18 protein-coding genes are annotated in these 16,867 nt (G+C 43.9%); 16 read left to right on the plus strand and 2 right to left on the minus strand.

Annotated elements, in window-relative coordinates; genetic code table 11:
• Window positions 1–74: 74 nt before the first annotated feature.
• Together JHD45_RS12605 and JHD45_RS12610 are read left to right on the plus strand one after the other, a co-directional pair.
• A complete protein-coding gene (locus JHD45_RS12605; protein WP_199476876.1) occupies window positions 75–563 on the plus strand; it encodes a DoxX family protein in 489 nt (162 codons plus the stop codon).
• A 225-nt stretch (window positions 564–788) separates the two neighbouring features.
• On the plus strand, window positions 789–1,391 hold the full coding sequence (locus tag JHD45_RS12610; protein ID WP_325097292.1) for a nucleotidyltransferase family protein: 603 nt from the start codon (window positions 789–791) through the stop codon (window positions 1,389–1,391).
• A gap of 83 nt (window positions 1,392–1,474) precedes the next feature.
• On the opposite strand, the gene JHD45_RS12615 is transcribed toward JHD45_RS12610, so the two are convergent.
• Together JHD45_RS12615 and JHD45_RS12620 are read right to left on the minus strand one after the other, a co-directional pair.
• Window positions 1,475–3,088 (minus strand): ABC transporter ATP-binding protein, encoded by a 1,614-nt coding sequence (locus tag JHD45_RS12615; protein ID WP_199476877.1) that lies wholly within the window; start codon window positions 3,086–3,088, stop codon window positions 1,475–1,477.
• Complete coding sequence (locus JHD45_RS12620; protein ID WP_325097293.1) at window positions 3,085–4,695, minus strand: ABC transporter ATP-binding protein; 1,611 nt, start codon at window positions 4,693–4,695, stop codon at window positions 3,085–3,087. The genes JHD45_RS12615 and JHD45_RS12620 overlap by 4 nt, the downstream gene beginning before the upstream one ends.
• A 201-nt stretch (window positions 4,696–4,896) precedes the next feature.
• On the opposite strand from JHD45_RS12620, the gene JHD45_RS12625 reads away from it, so the two are divergent.
• The 14 genes from JHD45_RS12625 (at window position 4,897) to JHD45_RS12690 (ending at window position 16,686) form a co-directional block, all read left to right on the plus strand.
• Window positions 4,897–5,526 carry a TetR/AcrR family transcriptional regulator gene (locus JHD45_RS12625; protein ID WP_199476879.1) on the plus strand — a complete coding sequence of 210 codons (630 nt, stop codon included), beginning with the start codon at window positions 4,897–4,899 and terminating at the stop codon, window positions 5,524–5,526.
• Window positions 5,510–8,965: an acyl-[ACP]--phospholipid O-acyltransferase gene (locus JHD45_RS12630; RefSeq protein WP_199476880.1), complete on the plus strand. Its 3,456-nt coding sequence runs from the start codon at window positions 5,510–5,512 to the stop codon at window positions 8,963–8,965. Before JHD45_RS12625 ends, JHD45_RS12630 begins: the two co-directional genes overlap by 17 nt.
• A gap of 116 nt (window positions 8,966–9,081) precedes the next feature.
• Complete coding sequence (locus tag JHD45_RS12635) at window positions 9,082–9,492, plus strand: hypothetical protein (RefSeq protein ID WP_199476881.1); 411 nt, start codon at window positions 9,082–9,084, stop codon at window positions 9,490–9,492.
• A gap of 38 nt (window positions 9,493–9,530) precedes the next feature.
• A complete protein-coding gene (locus JHD45_RS12640) occupies window positions 9,531–9,965 on the plus strand; it encodes a GNAT family N-acetyltransferase (protein ID WP_233407810.1) in 435 nt (144 codons plus the stop codon).
• Between the two features lie 70 nt (window positions 9,966–10,035).
• Entirely contained in the window at window positions 10,036–10,395 is a 360-nt protein-coding gene (locus tag JHD45_RS12645; protein WP_199476882.1) for a glyoxalase/bleomycin resistance/dioxygenase family protein, read from the plus strand.
• Between the two features lie 18 nt (window positions 10,396–10,413).
• A complete protein-coding gene (locus JHD45_RS12650; RefSeq protein WP_199476883.1) occupies window positions 10,414–10,842 on the plus strand; it encodes a GNAT family N-acetyltransferase in 429 nt (142 codons plus the stop codon).
• Window positions 10,843–10,932: 90 nt separating this feature from the next.
• On the plus strand, window positions 10,933–11,553 hold the full coding sequence (locus tag JHD45_RS12655; protein WP_199476884.1) for a nucleotidyltransferase domain-containing protein: 621 nt from the start codon (window positions 10,933–10,935) through the stop codon (window positions 11,551–11,553).
• Between the two features lie 35 nt (window positions 11,554–11,588).
• Complete coding sequence (locus JHD45_RS12660; protein ID WP_199476885.1) at window positions 11,589–12,125, plus strand: NADPH-dependent FMN reductase; 537 nt, start codon at window positions 11,589–11,591, stop codon at window positions 12,123–12,125.
• 22 nt (window positions 12,126–12,147) lie between these two features.
• Window positions 12,148–12,564, plus strand: coding sequence for a hypothetical protein (locus JHD45_RS12665; protein ID WP_199476886.1), 417 nt, complete (start codon window positions 12,148–12,150; stop codon window positions 12,562–12,564).
• The gene (locus JHD45_RS12670; protein WP_199476887.1) at window positions 12,565–12,885 is read left to right on the plus strand and encodes an antibiotic biosynthesis monooxygenase family protein; all 321 of its coding nucleotides are present in this window, start codon (window positions 12,565–12,567) and stop codon (window positions 12,883–12,885) included.
• Window positions 12,886–13,000: 115 nt separating this feature from the next.
• A complete protein-coding gene (locus tag JHD45_RS12675) occupies window positions 13,001–13,702 on the plus strand; it encodes an aspartate/glutamate racemase family protein (protein WP_199476888.1) in 702 nt (233 codons plus the stop codon).
• An 11-nt stretch (window positions 13,703–13,713) separates the two neighbouring features.
• The gene (locus JHD45_RS22295) at window positions 13,714–14,196 is read left to right on the plus strand and encodes a GNAT family N-acetyltransferase (protein WP_199476889.1); all 483 of its coding nucleotides are present in this window, start codon (window positions 13,714–13,716) and stop codon (window positions 14,194–14,196) included.
• 72 nt (window positions 14,197–14,268) lie between these two features.
• A complete protein-coding gene (locus tag JHD45_RS12685; protein ID WP_199476890.1) occupies window positions 14,269–15,006 on the plus strand; it encodes an SDR family NAD(P)-dependent oxidoreductase in 738 nt (245 codons plus the stop codon).
• A gap of 342 nt (window positions 15,007–15,348) precedes the next feature.
• Complete coding sequence (locus JHD45_RS12690; RefSeq protein WP_199476891.1) at window positions 15,349–16,686, plus strand: MFS transporter; 1,338 nt, start codon at window positions 15,349–15,351, stop codon at window positions 16,684–16,686.
• The last annotated feature ends 181 nt before the right edge of the window (window positions 16,687–16,867 follow it).

Raw genomic sequence — 16,867 nt, forward strand, 5'->3', positions numbered from 1 at the left:
CTGATTTATGTCAATATTTTATAATTTCAATATAAATATACTGTCATCACTAAATTTTAAAAAGGAGTGTTGATATGTCTAATGTAATCGATAAACGTTTTTTGCTTGCTTTACGCTTAGGGATGGCTTGGACGTTTTTATATGCTTGTTCTCATCAAGTATTTGACCCCAATTTTAGTATCGTTGGTTTTTTAAACAGTACGAAGACTTTTCATGGTTTCTTTTCTTACTTCACAGGGCCTGTCATTGCACCTATCGTGTCGTTTATGGTGGCTTATGGCCATTTAGCGATTGGTTTGTCTTTGCTTTTTGGTTTGTTTGTCCGTATCAGTGCGCCTTTTGGCGCTTTGGTTCTATTCATGTATTGGATGGCAAACATGGATTTTCCATATGTCGTAGATCACCACAACTTTATCATTGATTCACATATTATTTACTGTATTGTATTAATTATGTTAGCAGTGAAAAATGCAGGTCATTATTATGGGCTAGATAATGTCTTAGCTCAGTCAGATTTATTGAAAAAAGGCTCACTTTCTAAACTTAAACCAATTGTAGGATAAATTTTAAATTACATTTCTTTATTGTACGATGCATTATTAAATGATTTTTAATGCGTCGTATAATGTAAGAACAAATTATAAACCTATAGTTATTGATGTTTGTGCAATAAAAAGATAATCTCTCCAAATGATTTATTCAAAATAAGGCGTGGATTTTCTGATGGTTTGCTTCTCTATCTTACTCTCTCGGTTGTGCTTATCATATTCTCCAGAGGGGAAGTCGTCGTGAATCATGAACAGCGAGTAATTGCTTGGCTTGAGCAAGATAAAATGCGTATGGAAGCTTTACAAATCGCCCAGCAAGTTGGACTGAATGATTGGTGTATCGGGGCTGGTTTTGTGAGAAATTTAATCTGGGATAAGCTCCATGGTTATGAAGAGACAACCCCATTGAATGATCTGGACTTAATCTATTTTGACCCAGTAAACACCAGTGTCGAAGCAGACGAGCGTATTGAAGATGAGCTGACTTCTCATTCTACTTTACCATGGTCTGTTAAGAATCAAGCTCGTATGCATCACCGTAATAGTGATGCACCCTATCGGTCAACCAGTCACGCCATGAGCTATTGGGTCGAGCTAGAAACAGCCATAGGGGCTCGGTTATCGTCTTCTGGTCAGGTAAAGCTGGTGGCTCCTTTTGGAGTCGATGTGTTGTTTAGAAAGCACATCACCATGAACCCTGATCGTCTTAAGCCGATTGATTTTGATCAGCGTATTAATAGTAAGCGTTGGTTGCAGTTGTGGCCTGATCTCACCGTCGTGCGGCCTGATCTCACCGTCGTGCGGCCTGATCTCACCGTCGTGCGGCCTGAGATCAAAGTGTGATCGAGCGCTCGCAACAATCACTTACTGAGAGATTTGCCAGTTTTTCGTCTAATAAGGGAAGGGAATGTGTTATCACTCCCTTTCTAACTAGGTGGGGAGTGATTGATATAACCTGTTAAATCAATCACTTGATTCGGGCGCCAATCAGAAATGTCTTTGTGTGTGACAAACAAAATGGTCGCATCGAGAGTGTGAAGGGTGTTAACAATTGCCTGTTCCGTAGTGCTGTCGAGAGCCGAAGTGGCTTCATCCAATATTAAGATGGGGGCCTTTTTGATTAACGCCCGTGCGATGGTGACACGTTGACGCTCACCACCCGATAATGCCATGCCTTGCTGTCCGACTAATTGGTGTATACCGTCTGGAGAGCGGTCAATGATAGTGTCCAATGACGCGTGTCTAGCGGCGGTTTCTACTTCGAGGTCACTGGCTGTCGGATTACCGATACGTATGTTATCGGCAAGGGTGCCTGTAAATACAACTGGGTCCTGAGGGACATAAGCGATATGGCTGGCAAGTTCTTCGTATGTTATATCTCTGAGTTTAACACCTCCAATCGTAATGACACCTTTTTCAGGGTCATCAAACCGCATTAATAGCTCTAATAACGTACTTTTGCCGCTTCCACTTGGGCCTAAAATGCGCACTCGGCTGCCAGCAGGAATCGTTGCATTAATATTGTTTAATACTGGTCCGTGAGCGATGCCCTCGATACGGATCTGATGATCGCTTGTCATGGTTTTAGGCTGCCTAGGCTCGGGGAGCTGTGGCGCGGTCGTCGCTTGTTTGTAATTGTCTAATGAAGCTTTTAAATCATTAATGCTTAACCCTGCTGTGGCCAATTCCCCAAGAGGTGCGGCGGCGCGTCCAATGAGCATTAACACGGCTAGTAGCGTGGTGATGTTCGTGTCGTCTTGGAGGACCATAAAAGAGGCCATACCAGCGATAGGGAGGACGCTCGCCAGAGTGGAGACAAAGATGGCGAATGCTGAGGACCAGTTGGTTTTACTCAGGGCTTGTTCTTGAGCTTGCCAACGCTGTTCAATGCGTTCAATGGCCTTGATGGGGCCTGCTGCCGTGCGTAATAACTCAAGATGGTCAACAAATTCAAGTGTTGCGGCAGAGGCATTATTTTGTGCGGTCTGACGCTGAGCATCAGCACGTTTCAGGGCCCGCTGTGAAAGAAAAAGTCCTAACAACGCCAGTATTAATAAAACACTGGCTACTAGGGCAATCTCCAGACCTGCCACCACGCCTATACCGACGACTAAACACAGTGGTAAACAGGGAGCATGAAGAAAGCTTTGTAGTTGGTGGGCGGGGATGCTCATGAACCCTGGAATGCCTTGACCAGCTATGTTAGCTATTTTGGTTCGATTATTGTGGGTAAACCAAGAAAGTTTGCTTTGAGCCAAGGCGTGACCTAGTGTTTTATATAAATCGCCAGCAAGTCGCACACCCGTTAAATAGCCAGAGCGGTTCACGGCAATTGAGACAAGAATGGCCATCCCTGTACTGATTAGAATCCACAAAGGGGGCCAATGATGGGTGATACCCAACGCTAGCACGGTATAAGCCCAAGCTTCTAAAGCCGCAACTAAGATCCAGCCTAAGCCGACATAGAGTAAACGCTTACGTGCAGCAGAGGGTAGCGCTAGGATTGGCGAATGATTTGAACTGTCTGCACCGTATTTCATTGCTGATCCTCTGCGATGGTCATCCGTTTGAGTTTGAGGACTTTTGCGGTATTGGCCGCCAATTCCTCATCATGGGTAACCATGACAATCGTTTTTTCTTGCTTTTGAGCTAAATGCTCTAATTCACGAATTAATCCGCTTGCTCTTGTTGCATCGAGTGCACTAGTTGGCTCATCGAGAAGTATGATGTGAGCGTCAGATAAGAACGCTCTGGCGATACTTAAGCGCTGACGTTCACCGCCGGAAAGTATGTCGGTATGGGTATCAAGTGTTGTGTTTAATTGAGCACGGAGTAGGGCGTCATTAAGCTCAGCAGTGTTTGCTTGTGGTGCTGAAAGGCGTAAGTTCTCTTCGACTGTTGCGGGTAGTGTATCGCCTCCTTGAGGAATGAGCAGTATTGATTGATGCAGGGTTGACTCATTTAGCTGTGTGATGTCGGTCTGCGCCAGTTTTATTTGCCCGCTCGATAATGGTTCATGTCCAGCCATAACTCGCAATAACGTCGTTTTACCGATGCCACTTGCTCCTGTAATGGCACTCAGGGCGTTGCTCGGAAAGGTCTCATTAATCACATCTAGCAGTTGCGATCCATTAATCGTGAGACGGACGTTTTGTAAGGTGAGTGTGGGAGGCTGAGGTAATGTCGTGACTTGTCCTGTTGGTAAAGTCGGCAACTGTAGTAGCGCGATCAGTCTCCCCATTGCTAATCGACCAGCACTGACGTAATCAAGGCCATGGCCAAGTCTAAGCGCTGGGGTAACAATAGCAAAACTAAAAAACAATGTGGCGGCGAGGGATGGAATACTGGTGTCATAGGCAATTAAGTAAGCGATAGCAAAAGTGGCAGCGGCTTGCAGTAATGCCACGGCGGTACCAGCTAAAGTGGCGACTTTACTGACCCAGAGGACCATGTTGTTGGTAAAGCGCTTTGTAGCACTATCGTAGTCGGCTAATGCACCGGACAGCTGACCATATATTCGATTGACTCGGATGCCTCGGGCGTAGTTATCGACTGCTGTGATGATCTCGCCCATGATCTGTCGTCGCACTTCACCATCACGTGCGTTAATGTGAGGTACGACAACCAGATAATATAAAGAAGCAAGTACGCCAGGTAGTAGAACCCATAAGGCTGATACCCCTGCCATATTGATCAAAAGACATATCGCAGCGATCGGTGTGACCAAAAAGCTGGCAATTTCGGCAGGTAAGTGAGCCACCATATGATGCAGCTTCTCAATATCACTAGAGACTAAATTTCGTACTTCTTGATCTCCTTGCTTGGCAAGCGAGGATTCAGGGAGTCTTAATAAGTGATTGGCTACTTTACGTCGCAATCTAGCGGAAAAAGCGGCTTCGCCATCGTGTGCTAACCAAGAGGCAAGGGCAGCAAATAGCGCGCCAAAGAGCCATAATAGGGAAGCAGTGAATAACCAAATAGAGGACAAATCGTCCAGTAACTGAATCAAGCTCCATAACGCTGCCAGCATTGTTATGCCTGATAATGATGAGAAAAGCGCGCCGCTAGCAAGCTTTGTTGCGCTGGGTCGTAAAGCGTCAGCAAGCAGTGGATTTGTGATTAACTTACTTAATGCTGGCTTGTGCACGTAAACAGTCTCCATTGTTTATATAATCAAGATAATATCGATAATGATAATCAATATCAATTAATGTTAAAGGTTTGTTATAGGTTAATGGGGAATGTCCATGGGCTAGAGTTTGGTTTTTGAGTGAACTCTATTGACTTATTAAACACTGTTCATTATATTTATTGAACAGTGTTTAATATGGCTTAACAGGGATAAAAAATGGCTCGCCGTAACGATCATAGTCGAGAAGAGTTAAAGGAGTTGGCATTAATTGCTGGCGAACAGCTGATAGATGAAGGCGGTATTCATGCACTGTCAGCACGAAAAGTTGCCCAGAAAATTGGCTATTCCGCTGGTGCATTGTATTTGGTTTTTACCAATTTGGACGATTTATGCTGGCACATCAACGGCCGAACCATGGCCATGTTGAATGGCCTACTGTCGACTCAAATTGAACAAGAAAAAGTAAACCACCTACCTCAAGAAACCTTGCGTATTATTGCAAAAACCTACCTTAACTTTTCCGCTGAGTGGCCTAATCGTTGGGCGTTGATGTTTGAACATCATACTCCAGAAAGTATTATTTGCCCTGATTGGTTAATTCATGCAGTTAACGAATTGTTTGACTTTGTTCAGGCGCCGTTGCGTCAATTAGCACCCAATGTCAGTGAAGAGTCACTACAGCTTGCGGTACGAACCTTGTGGTGTGGGGTTCATGGTATTGCCGCGCTGAGTTCCCGAGGTAAGCTGTTTCTTGAAGGGGATCAAACGGATGCATTGATTGATAACTTATTGACTCATTATTTAACACATTGGATACAGGAGAGCACCAATGAACAGTTTGTATAAGGTTCGCGGTTTTGCTGCTTTTATTAGTGTGGCTTTTCTCAATAGCTTTGTTGATTTAGGCCACAAAATTATTATTCAGAATACCTTATTTAAAAGTTACGATGGCAGTTATCAAGTTTTATTGACGGCGTTGGTTAATGCCCTCGTGCTATTACCCTATATCTTATTAGTGACTCCCGCTGGTTTTTTATCTGATCGTTATAAGAAAAAGCGCGTGATGCAAATGTCCGCAGCCATCGCGATTGTTATCACTCTCATGATAACGTGGTGCTATTACCATGGGCGCTTTATAGAGGCATTTGCCTTTACCTTTATTTTGGGGCTACAAAGTGCCATTTATTCCCCTGCTAAATATGGCTATATTCGTGAAATGGCGGGAGTAAACCGTTTAAGCGAAGGTAATGGCTGGATCCAAGGGGTCACTATGATCGCTATCTTAAGCGGTATCGTGGTCTTTTCTGCTTTATTTGAACTCTTGCTGCCGACGCAGAGTATGTACTCTCCTGATAGTGTGTTCAGTGCCATTGCGCCATTAGGCTGGCTGCTGGTTATCGGCTCCTGCTTTGAGTTTTATTTAACATTGCGCTTACCGGAAGGGAATGCAGTGACCTCATCAGAGGCGTTCAATTGGTCTAACTATGCTCGTGGTCGCACCTTAAAACAGAATATATCCTTGCTGGGTAGGCATAAGGCTATTTGGCAGTCAATTCTTGGTTTGACATTGTTTTGGTCTATAAGTCAGGTGCTACTAGCCGTTTTTCCCGCTTATAGCAAAGAGCATTTGGGAATGACTAACGCCTTTGTCATTCAAGCAACCATTGCTGTATCTGGCATTGGGGTTTTATTGGGCTCTATGTGGGCCAATAGTATGTCACGCAATCAAATCAACTTATCTCTTATTCCGGTTGGGATCGCGGGGGTGACTCTTGGTGCCTTTATCATCCCAATGGCACACTCTTTTCTTATCTTGGCCTGTGCTTTTTTTATCATCGGTCTGTTTGGGGCCATGTTTAGTGTGCCATTAAATGCGTTGATTCAGTTCCACGCTAGGAATGATCAGCTAGGTCGCACCTTGGCGGGCAGCAATTATATTCAAAACATTGGTATGTTGGCCTTTTTAGGTCTCACTATTATCTTTGCGCTTACTGATCTAGATGTAAGCTATCTGTTATGGGGATTGGGGTTCATTGTTTTAGCTGGGACGTTAGCAGCCATACATATCCTCCCAGAAGCCTTACTTCGTGGTGTTATGGCAATTATTCTCGCCCGTAAATATCGTCTAAATGTGCTTGGTTTAGAGCATTTAAAGCAGTCAGGTCAGGGCGTTTTGTTATTGGGTAATCACATCAGTTGGTTGGATTGGGCTATGGTGCAAATGGCCTGCCCGCGTCATGTGCATTTTGTGATGGATAGAGGTATTTACCAGCGTTGGTATTTGAAGTGGTTTTTTGATCGCTATAAGGTGATTCCTATTTCCGGTGGGCAAAGTCGTCAGGCTTTAGAACAAGTAACTGAGTTACTTAACCAAGGTGAAGTAGTGTGTCTGTTTCCCGAAGGGGCGATCAGCCATTTGGGGCAACTTGGCGAATTTAAACACGGTTTTGAGCGCGCTTGCGCAGACTCAAAAGGTGTCATTGTGCCTTTTTATCTACGGGGTATGTGGGGGAGCGTCTTTTCTCGCTCATCGCAAAAACTGTCTCAGTTGAGAAAAAGTGGTCTGAAACGAGATGTGACCATCGCGTTTGGCACGCCTATGGATATTCATTCCACAGCGGAGACAGTGAAGCAAAAGGTATTTGAGATGTCAGTGACGAGCTGGAACGATTATACCGATACGCTTGAGCCCTTAGCCCATTCGTGGATTCGTACTGCGAAAGCAAAACCAACAGATTGGGCCATTGTTGACAGTAAAGGTGAACCATTGGGCCACCAAAAACTACTGACCATGACCGCATTATTGCAACGTCGTATTAAAAAATTACCGGGGAAAAATCTTGGCCTACTTGTGCCAACGTCTTCTCCTGGCGTAGCGGCTAATATGGCAGCATTAATGGCGGGTAAGACGATAGTGAACATTAACTATACGTCCACACCTGAGGCGCAGCTTCATGCCGTAAAACAGGCGGATATTCAGGGTTTTGTCACCGCCCATCGGTTTATTCAGCAGTTAGAAAAACGAGGTATTGATTGTCAGGCATTATTGGCGGGTAAAGACGTTATTTATCTAGAAGATTTCCATAAGGGACTTAATAAAGTCGAGGCGGTGAGTACCGCTGTTATGGCGGCACTTTTGCCCACTAGTTGGTTGCAGTGGTTATGGTGTTCCCATTGTGAGCTAGATGATGCCGCCGCGATTTTGTTTTCATCGGGCAGTGAAGGTACGCCTAAAGGAGTAGTATTAAGCCATAGGAATATTATGGCGAATATTCGTCAAGTGTCTGATGTGTTAAATGTGCGCGACAATGACCGCATCATGGCCACATTGCCACTGTTTCATGCTTTTGGTCTAACTGTCACGGGGTTATTACCATTGCTTGAAGGCGTTCCCGCGATTTGCCACCCTGATCCTACCGATGGTTTAAACATTGCCAAAGCAGTGACGAAACATGAAGCGACTTTGATGTGTGCTACGTCAACCTTTTTACGGCTGTACACCCGTAATCGTCGTATTCATCCTCTTATGTTCAGTAGTTTGCGAGCTGTCGTAAGTGGTGCAGAGAAATTAGACCCACAAGTAAGAGATGCTTTCACCCAGCGGTTTGGTAAAACGATCTTAGAAGGCTATGGCACGACGGAAACCACTCCGGTAGCCAGTGTGAATCTGCCAGGCTACATTAATCGTGATACAGCTCAAGTGCAGGAAGCGGCTCGTACTGGGACGGTCGGTATGGCATTACCAGGCACAACCTTCCGTATTGTTGATCCCAATTCATTGGAAACGCTGCCTGTTGGGGAAGATGGACTGATTCTGATTGGTGGTGCGCAAATTATGAAAGGCTACTTAGAGGATCCAGAAAAAACCGCTGATGTGATTGTCGAAATGGATGGATTACGCTGGTATAAAACAGGTGATAAAGGACACTTAGATGAAGACGGCTATTTAACCGTGGTGGATCGCTATTCGCGTTTTGCCAAGTTAGGCGGAGAGATGGTTAGCTTAGGTGCGGTGGAACAGCAGATTCGGACAATTCTACAGTCGACTGATTTATCCATGGTGGCAGTGAATGTGCCGGATGAGAAAAAAGGCGAAAGGGTAATCTTACTGGTGGGTGATGACGCGAACTCTGAGGATATCCGCCAATCTTTGGTCGAGGCGAAAATGCCTGCTTTAATGATGCCCAGTGAGATTATTCAAGTTGATGCGTTACCTATTTTAGGAAGCGGCAAACTCGACTTTAAAGCTGCTAAGCAATTAGCATTGGATAACACTCAAGGGTAGCATTGCGTTTCACTCGGCTTGCTTTGACTGAGCGGTCGAGTGATGAGACTTATTGGAATGTATTTGCATGATGTGGGACATCATTTTATAGGGAAATTCTCTAATAGGAAGTTGAAATGAAAAAAATCTATACTGCTAAGCAAATGATGTGGGGAAGCTTTTTTGGAGGGCCTGTTGCTGCAATCTACTTTTTAGTAACGGGATTTAATGCAATCGGGAGACAGGATTTTGCAAAGCGGTCTTTGTGGATTGGAATTGCCGCTATGTTTGTCTTTATTTTTCTAAGTCCTTATATACCTGATGGTGTACCAAGTGTGAGTTTAGCATTTTTCTATGTTATTCCCGTTTTATTGCTTTCCAAGGACTACTTTTTAACAAAAATGCAAATAGAGCAATCCTCAGAATTTGACCTTCAATCTACTTGGAAAGTGCTTGGTATTATTATCTTATCAGTTTGTCTGTATGTGCTTATTACTATTGTTTGCTTTTATTTCTTCGAGTCAGTTGGACTGATTAATATAGCGTAATTGACGATAGGTTGGGGTTGTCCCTGCAGGAGAAGAAGATGGTTGTTATTCGTGAAATGACAATAACAGATTACGACGCTGTTATTGAACTGTGGCGTCAGACGGAAAGTATGTCGTTACGAGAGGCGGATTCACGCGAGAGTATTGAGCGTTATCTTAATCGCAATGAAGGGCTGAGTTTTGTAGCGCTGAATGAGGATGAGGTTGTCGGCGCTGTATTGGTGGGAACCGATGGGCGACGTGGCTACTTGCAGCATCTCGCTGTTTCATTACCATTGCGTGGTCAAAAGATTGGCCAAGCGCTCGTGGATAAATCGATTAAAGCGTTGGCATTGATTGGCATTCATAAAACCCATCTATTTGTTCACAACGACAATCTAAATGCCCAAGGCTTTTATGAAATGCTTGGGTGGTTTCCTCGGGATGAAGTTCGCATGTATTCCTTTAATAGCTCCATGAGTCGTAATGTATAGCTGATTTTTTATTCGTTTATTAGGGAGAGAAACTTTTACACAGCAAGTGTGTAAAAGTCTCGGAGAGAATATGACACCTACGGCAATATTAGTGCATGTACCCGATGTATCATTAGGGGTAGCTTGGTATCAAAAGGCTTTTCCATCAGCGTTACCCAGATACTTGGCTGATTTCGATTTTACCGTTTTGGACATTAATGGGTTTTCGCTAGAAATTGTTCAGGCCGATGAAAAGGTTGGAGCGGGAAAGTCGGGAACCGTTCTGTATTGGTTTGTTGATTCCCTTGAAGCATCCTTGAGGCATTTTGAATCCATAGGGGCGAGTTTATACCGTGGTCCAATGGCAATAGAGAGCGGCTTTGGCATGTGCCAGGTAGCGGATCCTTTTGGTAACCTCATTGGCTTACGAGGTAAGTGGCAAGTCTGTTAATACATTGAAGGGCGTTATATGGAATACACACAAGCGGTTAAAGACGATGGTTATGAATTAGCTGAAGTTCGGGCTTTAGCGATGCGGCCAAGCCTCGAAGCATTAGGTCGTTTTGATGAAAAGCGAGTGAGAAGCCGTTTTCTAGAGACCTTCACGCCGAGTGATACCTTCAAAATAGTGGATGATGAGACGTTATTGGGCTTCTTTGTAGTACGCGTCAAAGCAGACCATCATTACTTGGATCATCTGTATATCAAGCCAGAACATCAAGGTAGAGCACTTGGTAAATTGGCGCTTCAAAAGATTGTTTCAATGGCTCATAAAAAAGGGTTGCCTGTTCGGTTAGGTGCGCTTAAAGGCAGCCGCTCCAATGATTTTTATATCAATAATGGCTTTATAAAAACACATGAAGAGGAGTTTGATATTTATTATGAGAGCCCTGCTTAGCAAGATTGATTGAACCCTCTAGTAAGACACCTGCGGGTAAAAAATGATGAAATCTGTGTCTATTCAACAAGGTAAAGAGGCTGCTATTTTATGGATAAACTGATCCGTTTAGCTGTTGAGGATCTGATAAAGCGTTATCAGCCACATACCATTATTCTCTACGGCTCTAGAGCAAGGGGCGAGGCGACGCAGGCGAGTGATATTGATATCGCATGTTTTGTAGATAGCGGTACGGAAACCAAAGAGGCGCGTGTGTTTCATGGTGTGTATTTGGACGCTTGGGTATATCCCTCTGAGAAGATGACCTTAGTCTCGGACGATGCATTGCGTTTTGGTGATGGCATCTGTTTATTGGATCAACGAGGCCTTGGTGGTCAGTACCTTGCGGCGATCCAAGAGCGAATCGAGGCAGGGCCGGAGATATTAGATGAGACAGACCGTTCACATACTTTTGAATGGATCTCTAAAATGTTGTCTCGAATTGAATTAGATGACTTGGAAGGGAAATATCGACGCCATTGGTTGCAGTTTGAGTTATTAGAAATCTATTTTCAGCTTCGCGGGTTATGGTTTTTTGGCCCTAAGAAAAGCCTGCGTTATTTGCAAGAAAATGATGCCGTTGCTTATCAGTTATTTTACGATGTTTATGATGACCCTACCGATGTAGATCGATTGAAATTATTGGTTCAGTGTGTGGTTGGCAAGTCATAGGTTATTAATTGAATGGTAGGAAAAGGATCGAAGGAATGAAAATACTCGCCTTATCAGGCAGTTTGCGTGAATGTTCTTATAATACGGCGGCACTTAAAGCCTTAGGTGAGCTTTCACCTGATGATGTGATCGTGGAAATAGGTGAGATTAAAGCCCTTCCTTTGTTTAACCCTGATTTGGATGAGGCTCAGATTCCAGCACTACAGAGGTTAAAAGCACAGCTTGCACAAGCCTCCGGTTTAATTATAGCTAGTCCAGAATACGCACACGGCATCAGTGGCCCCATGAAAAACGCATTGGACTGGTTGGTCAGCGGGGTAGAGTTTCCCTATAAGCCCATTATGTTGATTAATACCTCGCCACGAGCTAGTCACGGTTTGGCGGCTTTGCGGGAAGTATTAACGACTATGTCGGGTGTCATTATCGACAGTGCGTTTGTCTCGATTCCTTTATTAAGTAGCGAACTGGATAAAGAGGGGATTCTTGAAAATCCTGAATTATCAGGAATGCTAAAGGCCGGGCTGGAGGCATTTTGCTGCCAAATAAAGCGCTCTGGAGAGAGTGCTTTATAAAAATCAATAATGGAGAGTGAGTTTGACTATTGTGATCCAAGAAGAAGCGACGGGCTGTGGCATTGCGTCAGTGGCGAATATTGTTGGCAAAACCTATTCACAAATGAAAACAATTGCTAATAATTTAGGTATTTTTGCCTCAGATACCTCGCTATGGTCTGATACGGGTTATGTTAGACGCATGTTGCTGGCATGCGGGGTGAAAGCCTCAGACAATGAAGCACCATTTGTCTCTTGGGACGCCTTGCCGGATTTGGCGTTGTTAGCGATTAAGCATCATCAAGAAGATGGCAAGGATTTTTGGCATTGGGTTGTATTTAAGCGATTCAACGGTCAGCCTGTCGTTCTGGATTCTGCCAGTTACCTCCCCTCTAACAGTCGAACAGATTTTGCTGAAATGCAGCCAAAGTGGTTTATTGAAGTGGTTAAGGAGGTGTAAGTGATTGCTCGTGAATGGAAAGCCAAATGCCCAAAAATACATGAAGAAGGCTTCATTGCGTATTTATATGAAACAGGTGTAAAAGATACCGCTAAAACGGATGGCTTTCTTGGCGCCCAAATATTTAATCGTGATAGTAGTGAAGGGGCCGAAATCACCTTGATTACTTATTGGACGGATGTTGAGAGTATAAAAGCTTTTTCTGGTGAAGACATTGGGGTAGCAAAGCTCTACCCAGAAGATGATAAGTATGAGTTACAACCGGATCATTATGTAACCCATTATAACGTAAGAGAAAATACTTGGGTTAATGCAGATTAAGTTGCAGTCTATCAAAGGCGTGTTTTAAATGCTTCGAGGAGCAAATGTCGTCGATGCCACCCAATATTTTCAACCTGTGTTTGTTTATTTATATCTAAAACGATATGGAGAGATCATGAAAACGATTGGTATGTTAGGAGGCATGAGTTGGGAATCAACCGTGACTTACTACGAGGCGCTCAATAAAGGAATCAAAGCCGCATTAGGTGGTTTACATTCTGCGAAAATTTGTCTTCATAGCGTGGATTTTGAGGAGATTAAAACCTTACAACATGAGGGAAAGTGGGTGGAAACGGCGGCCATTTTAGCCAATGGAGCAAAGTCTGTCGAAGCGGGTGGGGCGGATTTTCTACTGATCTGTACGAATACTATGCATCAAGTGGCGCCTTATATTGCCGAGCAGATTTCCATCCCCATTTTGCACATAGCCGACGCAACAGCGGACGCGTTAAAAGCCGATGGCATTACTAAGGTGGGCTTGTTGGGAACACGTTTTACCATGGAGCAGGACTTTTATAAAAATCGCTTAATCGAGCATTTTGGCATTGATGTGGTGGTCCCTGGGGAAGCGGATCGAGAGTCCGTGCACACTATTATTTATGATGAATTGTGCCAAGGGCAAATTTATACGGAGTCGCGAGAGCGCTATTTAGCCATCATTGATTTGCTTCATAAACGTGGCGCCCAAGCGGTGATTTTAGGTTGTACTGAGATTGGGCTGTTGGTGCAGCAGCGTCATACCCATGTGCCCTTGTATGATACGACCAAACTGCATGCGGATGCGGCTGTTGCCTTTGCGCTTTCTGTGTCTGAATGAGACATTATCCGGTGTATAAAATAAGATTGCTTGAGCCCCATGAAGCCAGTGTTTATCGAGAGATTAGGCTAGAAGCGCTAAACACTTATCCAGATTGTTTTGCGGCGGATTATGAGCAGCAAAAAGCCTTGCCAACCATGTACTTTGAGCGTTTGATAAAGGAAGGTTCTATGAAAGGAAAGATGGCAGGCGCGTTTATCAATGCTGAGCTTGTCGGAATTTGTGGTGTAACCTTTGAAACAACACTATTGCCAAACGCTGGTGAAATTATTCAAATGTACGTGAAGCCGACCAGTCAACATTTGGGGATCGGCAGGGCATTGATGAGGTTTATGGAAACTGTGTCTCTAGACTGTTCTATTAAAACCTTAGTGCTAGGTGTTGAACCGTCTAATAAAACCGCTTTTGGCTGGTATCAAGGTTTGGGCTATCGCTTAGATCAAGCGTTATCCAAAGAGTCTAATGTTCAATACATGAAATTATCACTCCTATAGATACTCATTAATAGGTTGTCTCTTATTTATTTTATTTGTGAGAACGGATGCTAAACGCAGAAAAGGGGTTTTATGAAAGTTGTATTTGTTTCAGGTGGAAGTAAAGGCATCGGACTTGCTTCTGTATTGCGTTTTGTTGAACTGGGCTATCAAGTGGTTACGTGCTCTCGTGAACCGGCAGTATGGAGTGACGTGTTGTCTCAGCATTCTGAACTTCATGCTGTTGATTATGTCCAGGCAGATTTATCGAAAGAAGAAGCGGTCTCTCAATTATTTGCTTATATTGAAACACAGTATGGCAAGTTAGATATTGCGATTAATAATGCCTCACCGCTATTAGCCTCTAAGGGGCGTTTTGAATCGGTTTGTGTGGACGCATTAAAAGAAACCATGCTCAATGATTATTGGTCGTATGTATTATGCCTTAAGTATGAGCTGGCGTTGATGTCCGCTGGGGCCAGAGTGGTGAATATCAGCTCGGTTAATGGCTTGCGTCCAACCCCCAACGCTGCCATGTACAGTTCGGCAAAGCATGGATTAGAAGGTTTAACGCGTTCTGTTGCTTTAGAGGCCATTGAAAAAGGTGTGCGTGTCAATGGGGTTGCTCCTGGAGTGACCTGGACACCTCGTTGGCAAGAACGGCAACGAGAAACCCCAAGGATCAAAGAAGAGGTATCTGATGTGGTGCCCATTAAACGCTTTGCAGAGGTAGAAGAAATTGCAGATGCGATTGAGTTTTTATCTTCTGATAAAGCAAATTATATTGTTGGGCATACGTTAGTGGTGGATGGAGGTATTTCTTTAGTCTGATGGACTGAATATGGCTAAAGTGCCTATATATGGCTGTAAATCATTAACAGCATTGCCTTATTGTTGGTTCTTGAAAATGGCCTATTTTCTTGGATTGTGCACTTTTTAATTGAGCTGAAAATACATTTAGGCTTTTTTCTGCGTCTACGGAATAATTTGTCGACAAAACCAACAAAATGCCTTTATTTTGTTGTGTCTCATCAGTAAACTTCATTCCCCCCTGTTTGAAAATACTTCATATCGCACTCGTGAATTTGCGTTCATGACATAAAATATAACCGTGGTAGAAGCAGGCAGGACTCTTAAACAAAAGTATCCTTTAAAAGTAGTTGTCTATCAATCATGAATACAAAAACAAACTCTCAACCTAATCAAACCGAGGGTGGGTCAGATGCTCATCGTCGTCTAAATCGAAGTGATGCAAAAACGTTAAGTCTATCCGCCCTTGGTGGCGCGTTGGAGTTTTACGATTTTGTTATTTTCGTTTATTTTGCCAATGTCGTTGGCAGTCTTTTCTTTCCCGCTGATATGCCCGAATGGCTTCGCCAAGTACAAACCTACGGAATTTTCGCTGCGGGTTACTTAGCTCGTCCATTGGGCGGCGTTATTATGGCGCACTTTGGTGACATACTGGGTCGTAAACGTATGTTTATGATGAGTATTTTGCTGATGGCTGTACCTACCTTAGCCATTGGTCTTATGCCAACCTATGAGACGATTGGTATTGCCGCACCTTTACTCTTGTTGTTCTTCCGTGTCTTGCAAGGTGCCGCGATTGGTGGTGAAGCGCCTGGGGCGTGGGTCTTTGTGACAGAGCACGTGTCTAAGCGTCATGTGGGATTTGCATGTGGGGTCTTGTCGTCGGGTCTTGTGGCAGGGATTTTGATTGGGTCTTTGGTCGCCACCTTTATGCATTCTATTTACAGTGCTGCTGAGATTCACAGTTATGCTTGGCGTTATCCTTTTATTCTAGGTGGTTTGTTTGGTTTTATTACCATGTACTTACGTCGTTGGCTACAGGAAACGCCTGTCTTTAAGGAAATGGAATCGCGTAAAGAATTAGCGCAAGAGTTGCCTATTAAATCTGTGGTTAAAAAACACATTCCTTCTGTGTTGATTTCTATGGCGGTGACTTGGGTATTAACGGCTGCTGTAGTGGTGACGATTTTAATGACGCCAGCCTTGTTACAGAAGTTGATTCATCTGGACCCTCAAACCTCGCTAGAAGCAAACAGCTTAGCGATTATTTGCGTTATCATCGGCTGCTGGGTTTGTGGTGCATTGGCGGATCGTTTTGGTAATGGCCCTATTTTGGCGATTTTCAGTATTGGTCTGGGCGTGAGCTATTGGATGTTTTACAGCACCATGTTGCATGACACGTCCTTGTTGTTTCCGATGTATGCATTGGTCGGCTTCTTTGTCGGGTTGACGGGTGTGGTACCAGCCATCGCGGTAAAGAGCTTTCCTGCTGCGATTCGTTTTTCAGGGTTGTCTTTCTCTTATAATTTGGCTTATGCCATTTTCGGTGGGACGACGCCGTTAGTCGTGAGTACCTTGTTAAGAGAAGACCCACTTGCACCTGCTTATTATGTGGCTTTTGTATGCGGTGTTGGGGTGTTAGCTAGCCTTGCTGTCATGGGCTTTAGAAGACGTTTAGACTTGGTTGCTAACCCTATCTAAGCTTTTGTTGCGTTTTTCTTTGAGAAGAAATGACACAAAAAAAGGACCAAAATAGCGATGCTGTCTTGGTCCTTTTTTTGATTATTATGCAGTGTTTTACGGAAATTTGGTGGGGGATGCTGCTTTTTCTGGTCGTAATTCTAGCGTAAAGTTTTTGGAAGTGCTGGGTATTTTTTTGAGA

Origin of the sequence: Marinomonas spartinae (genome assembly GCF_016461715.1) — a bacterium.
GTDB classification, from domain to species: Bacteria; Pseudomonadota; Gammaproteobacteria; order Pseudomonadales; family Marinomonadaceae; genus Marinomonas; species Marinomonas spartinae_A.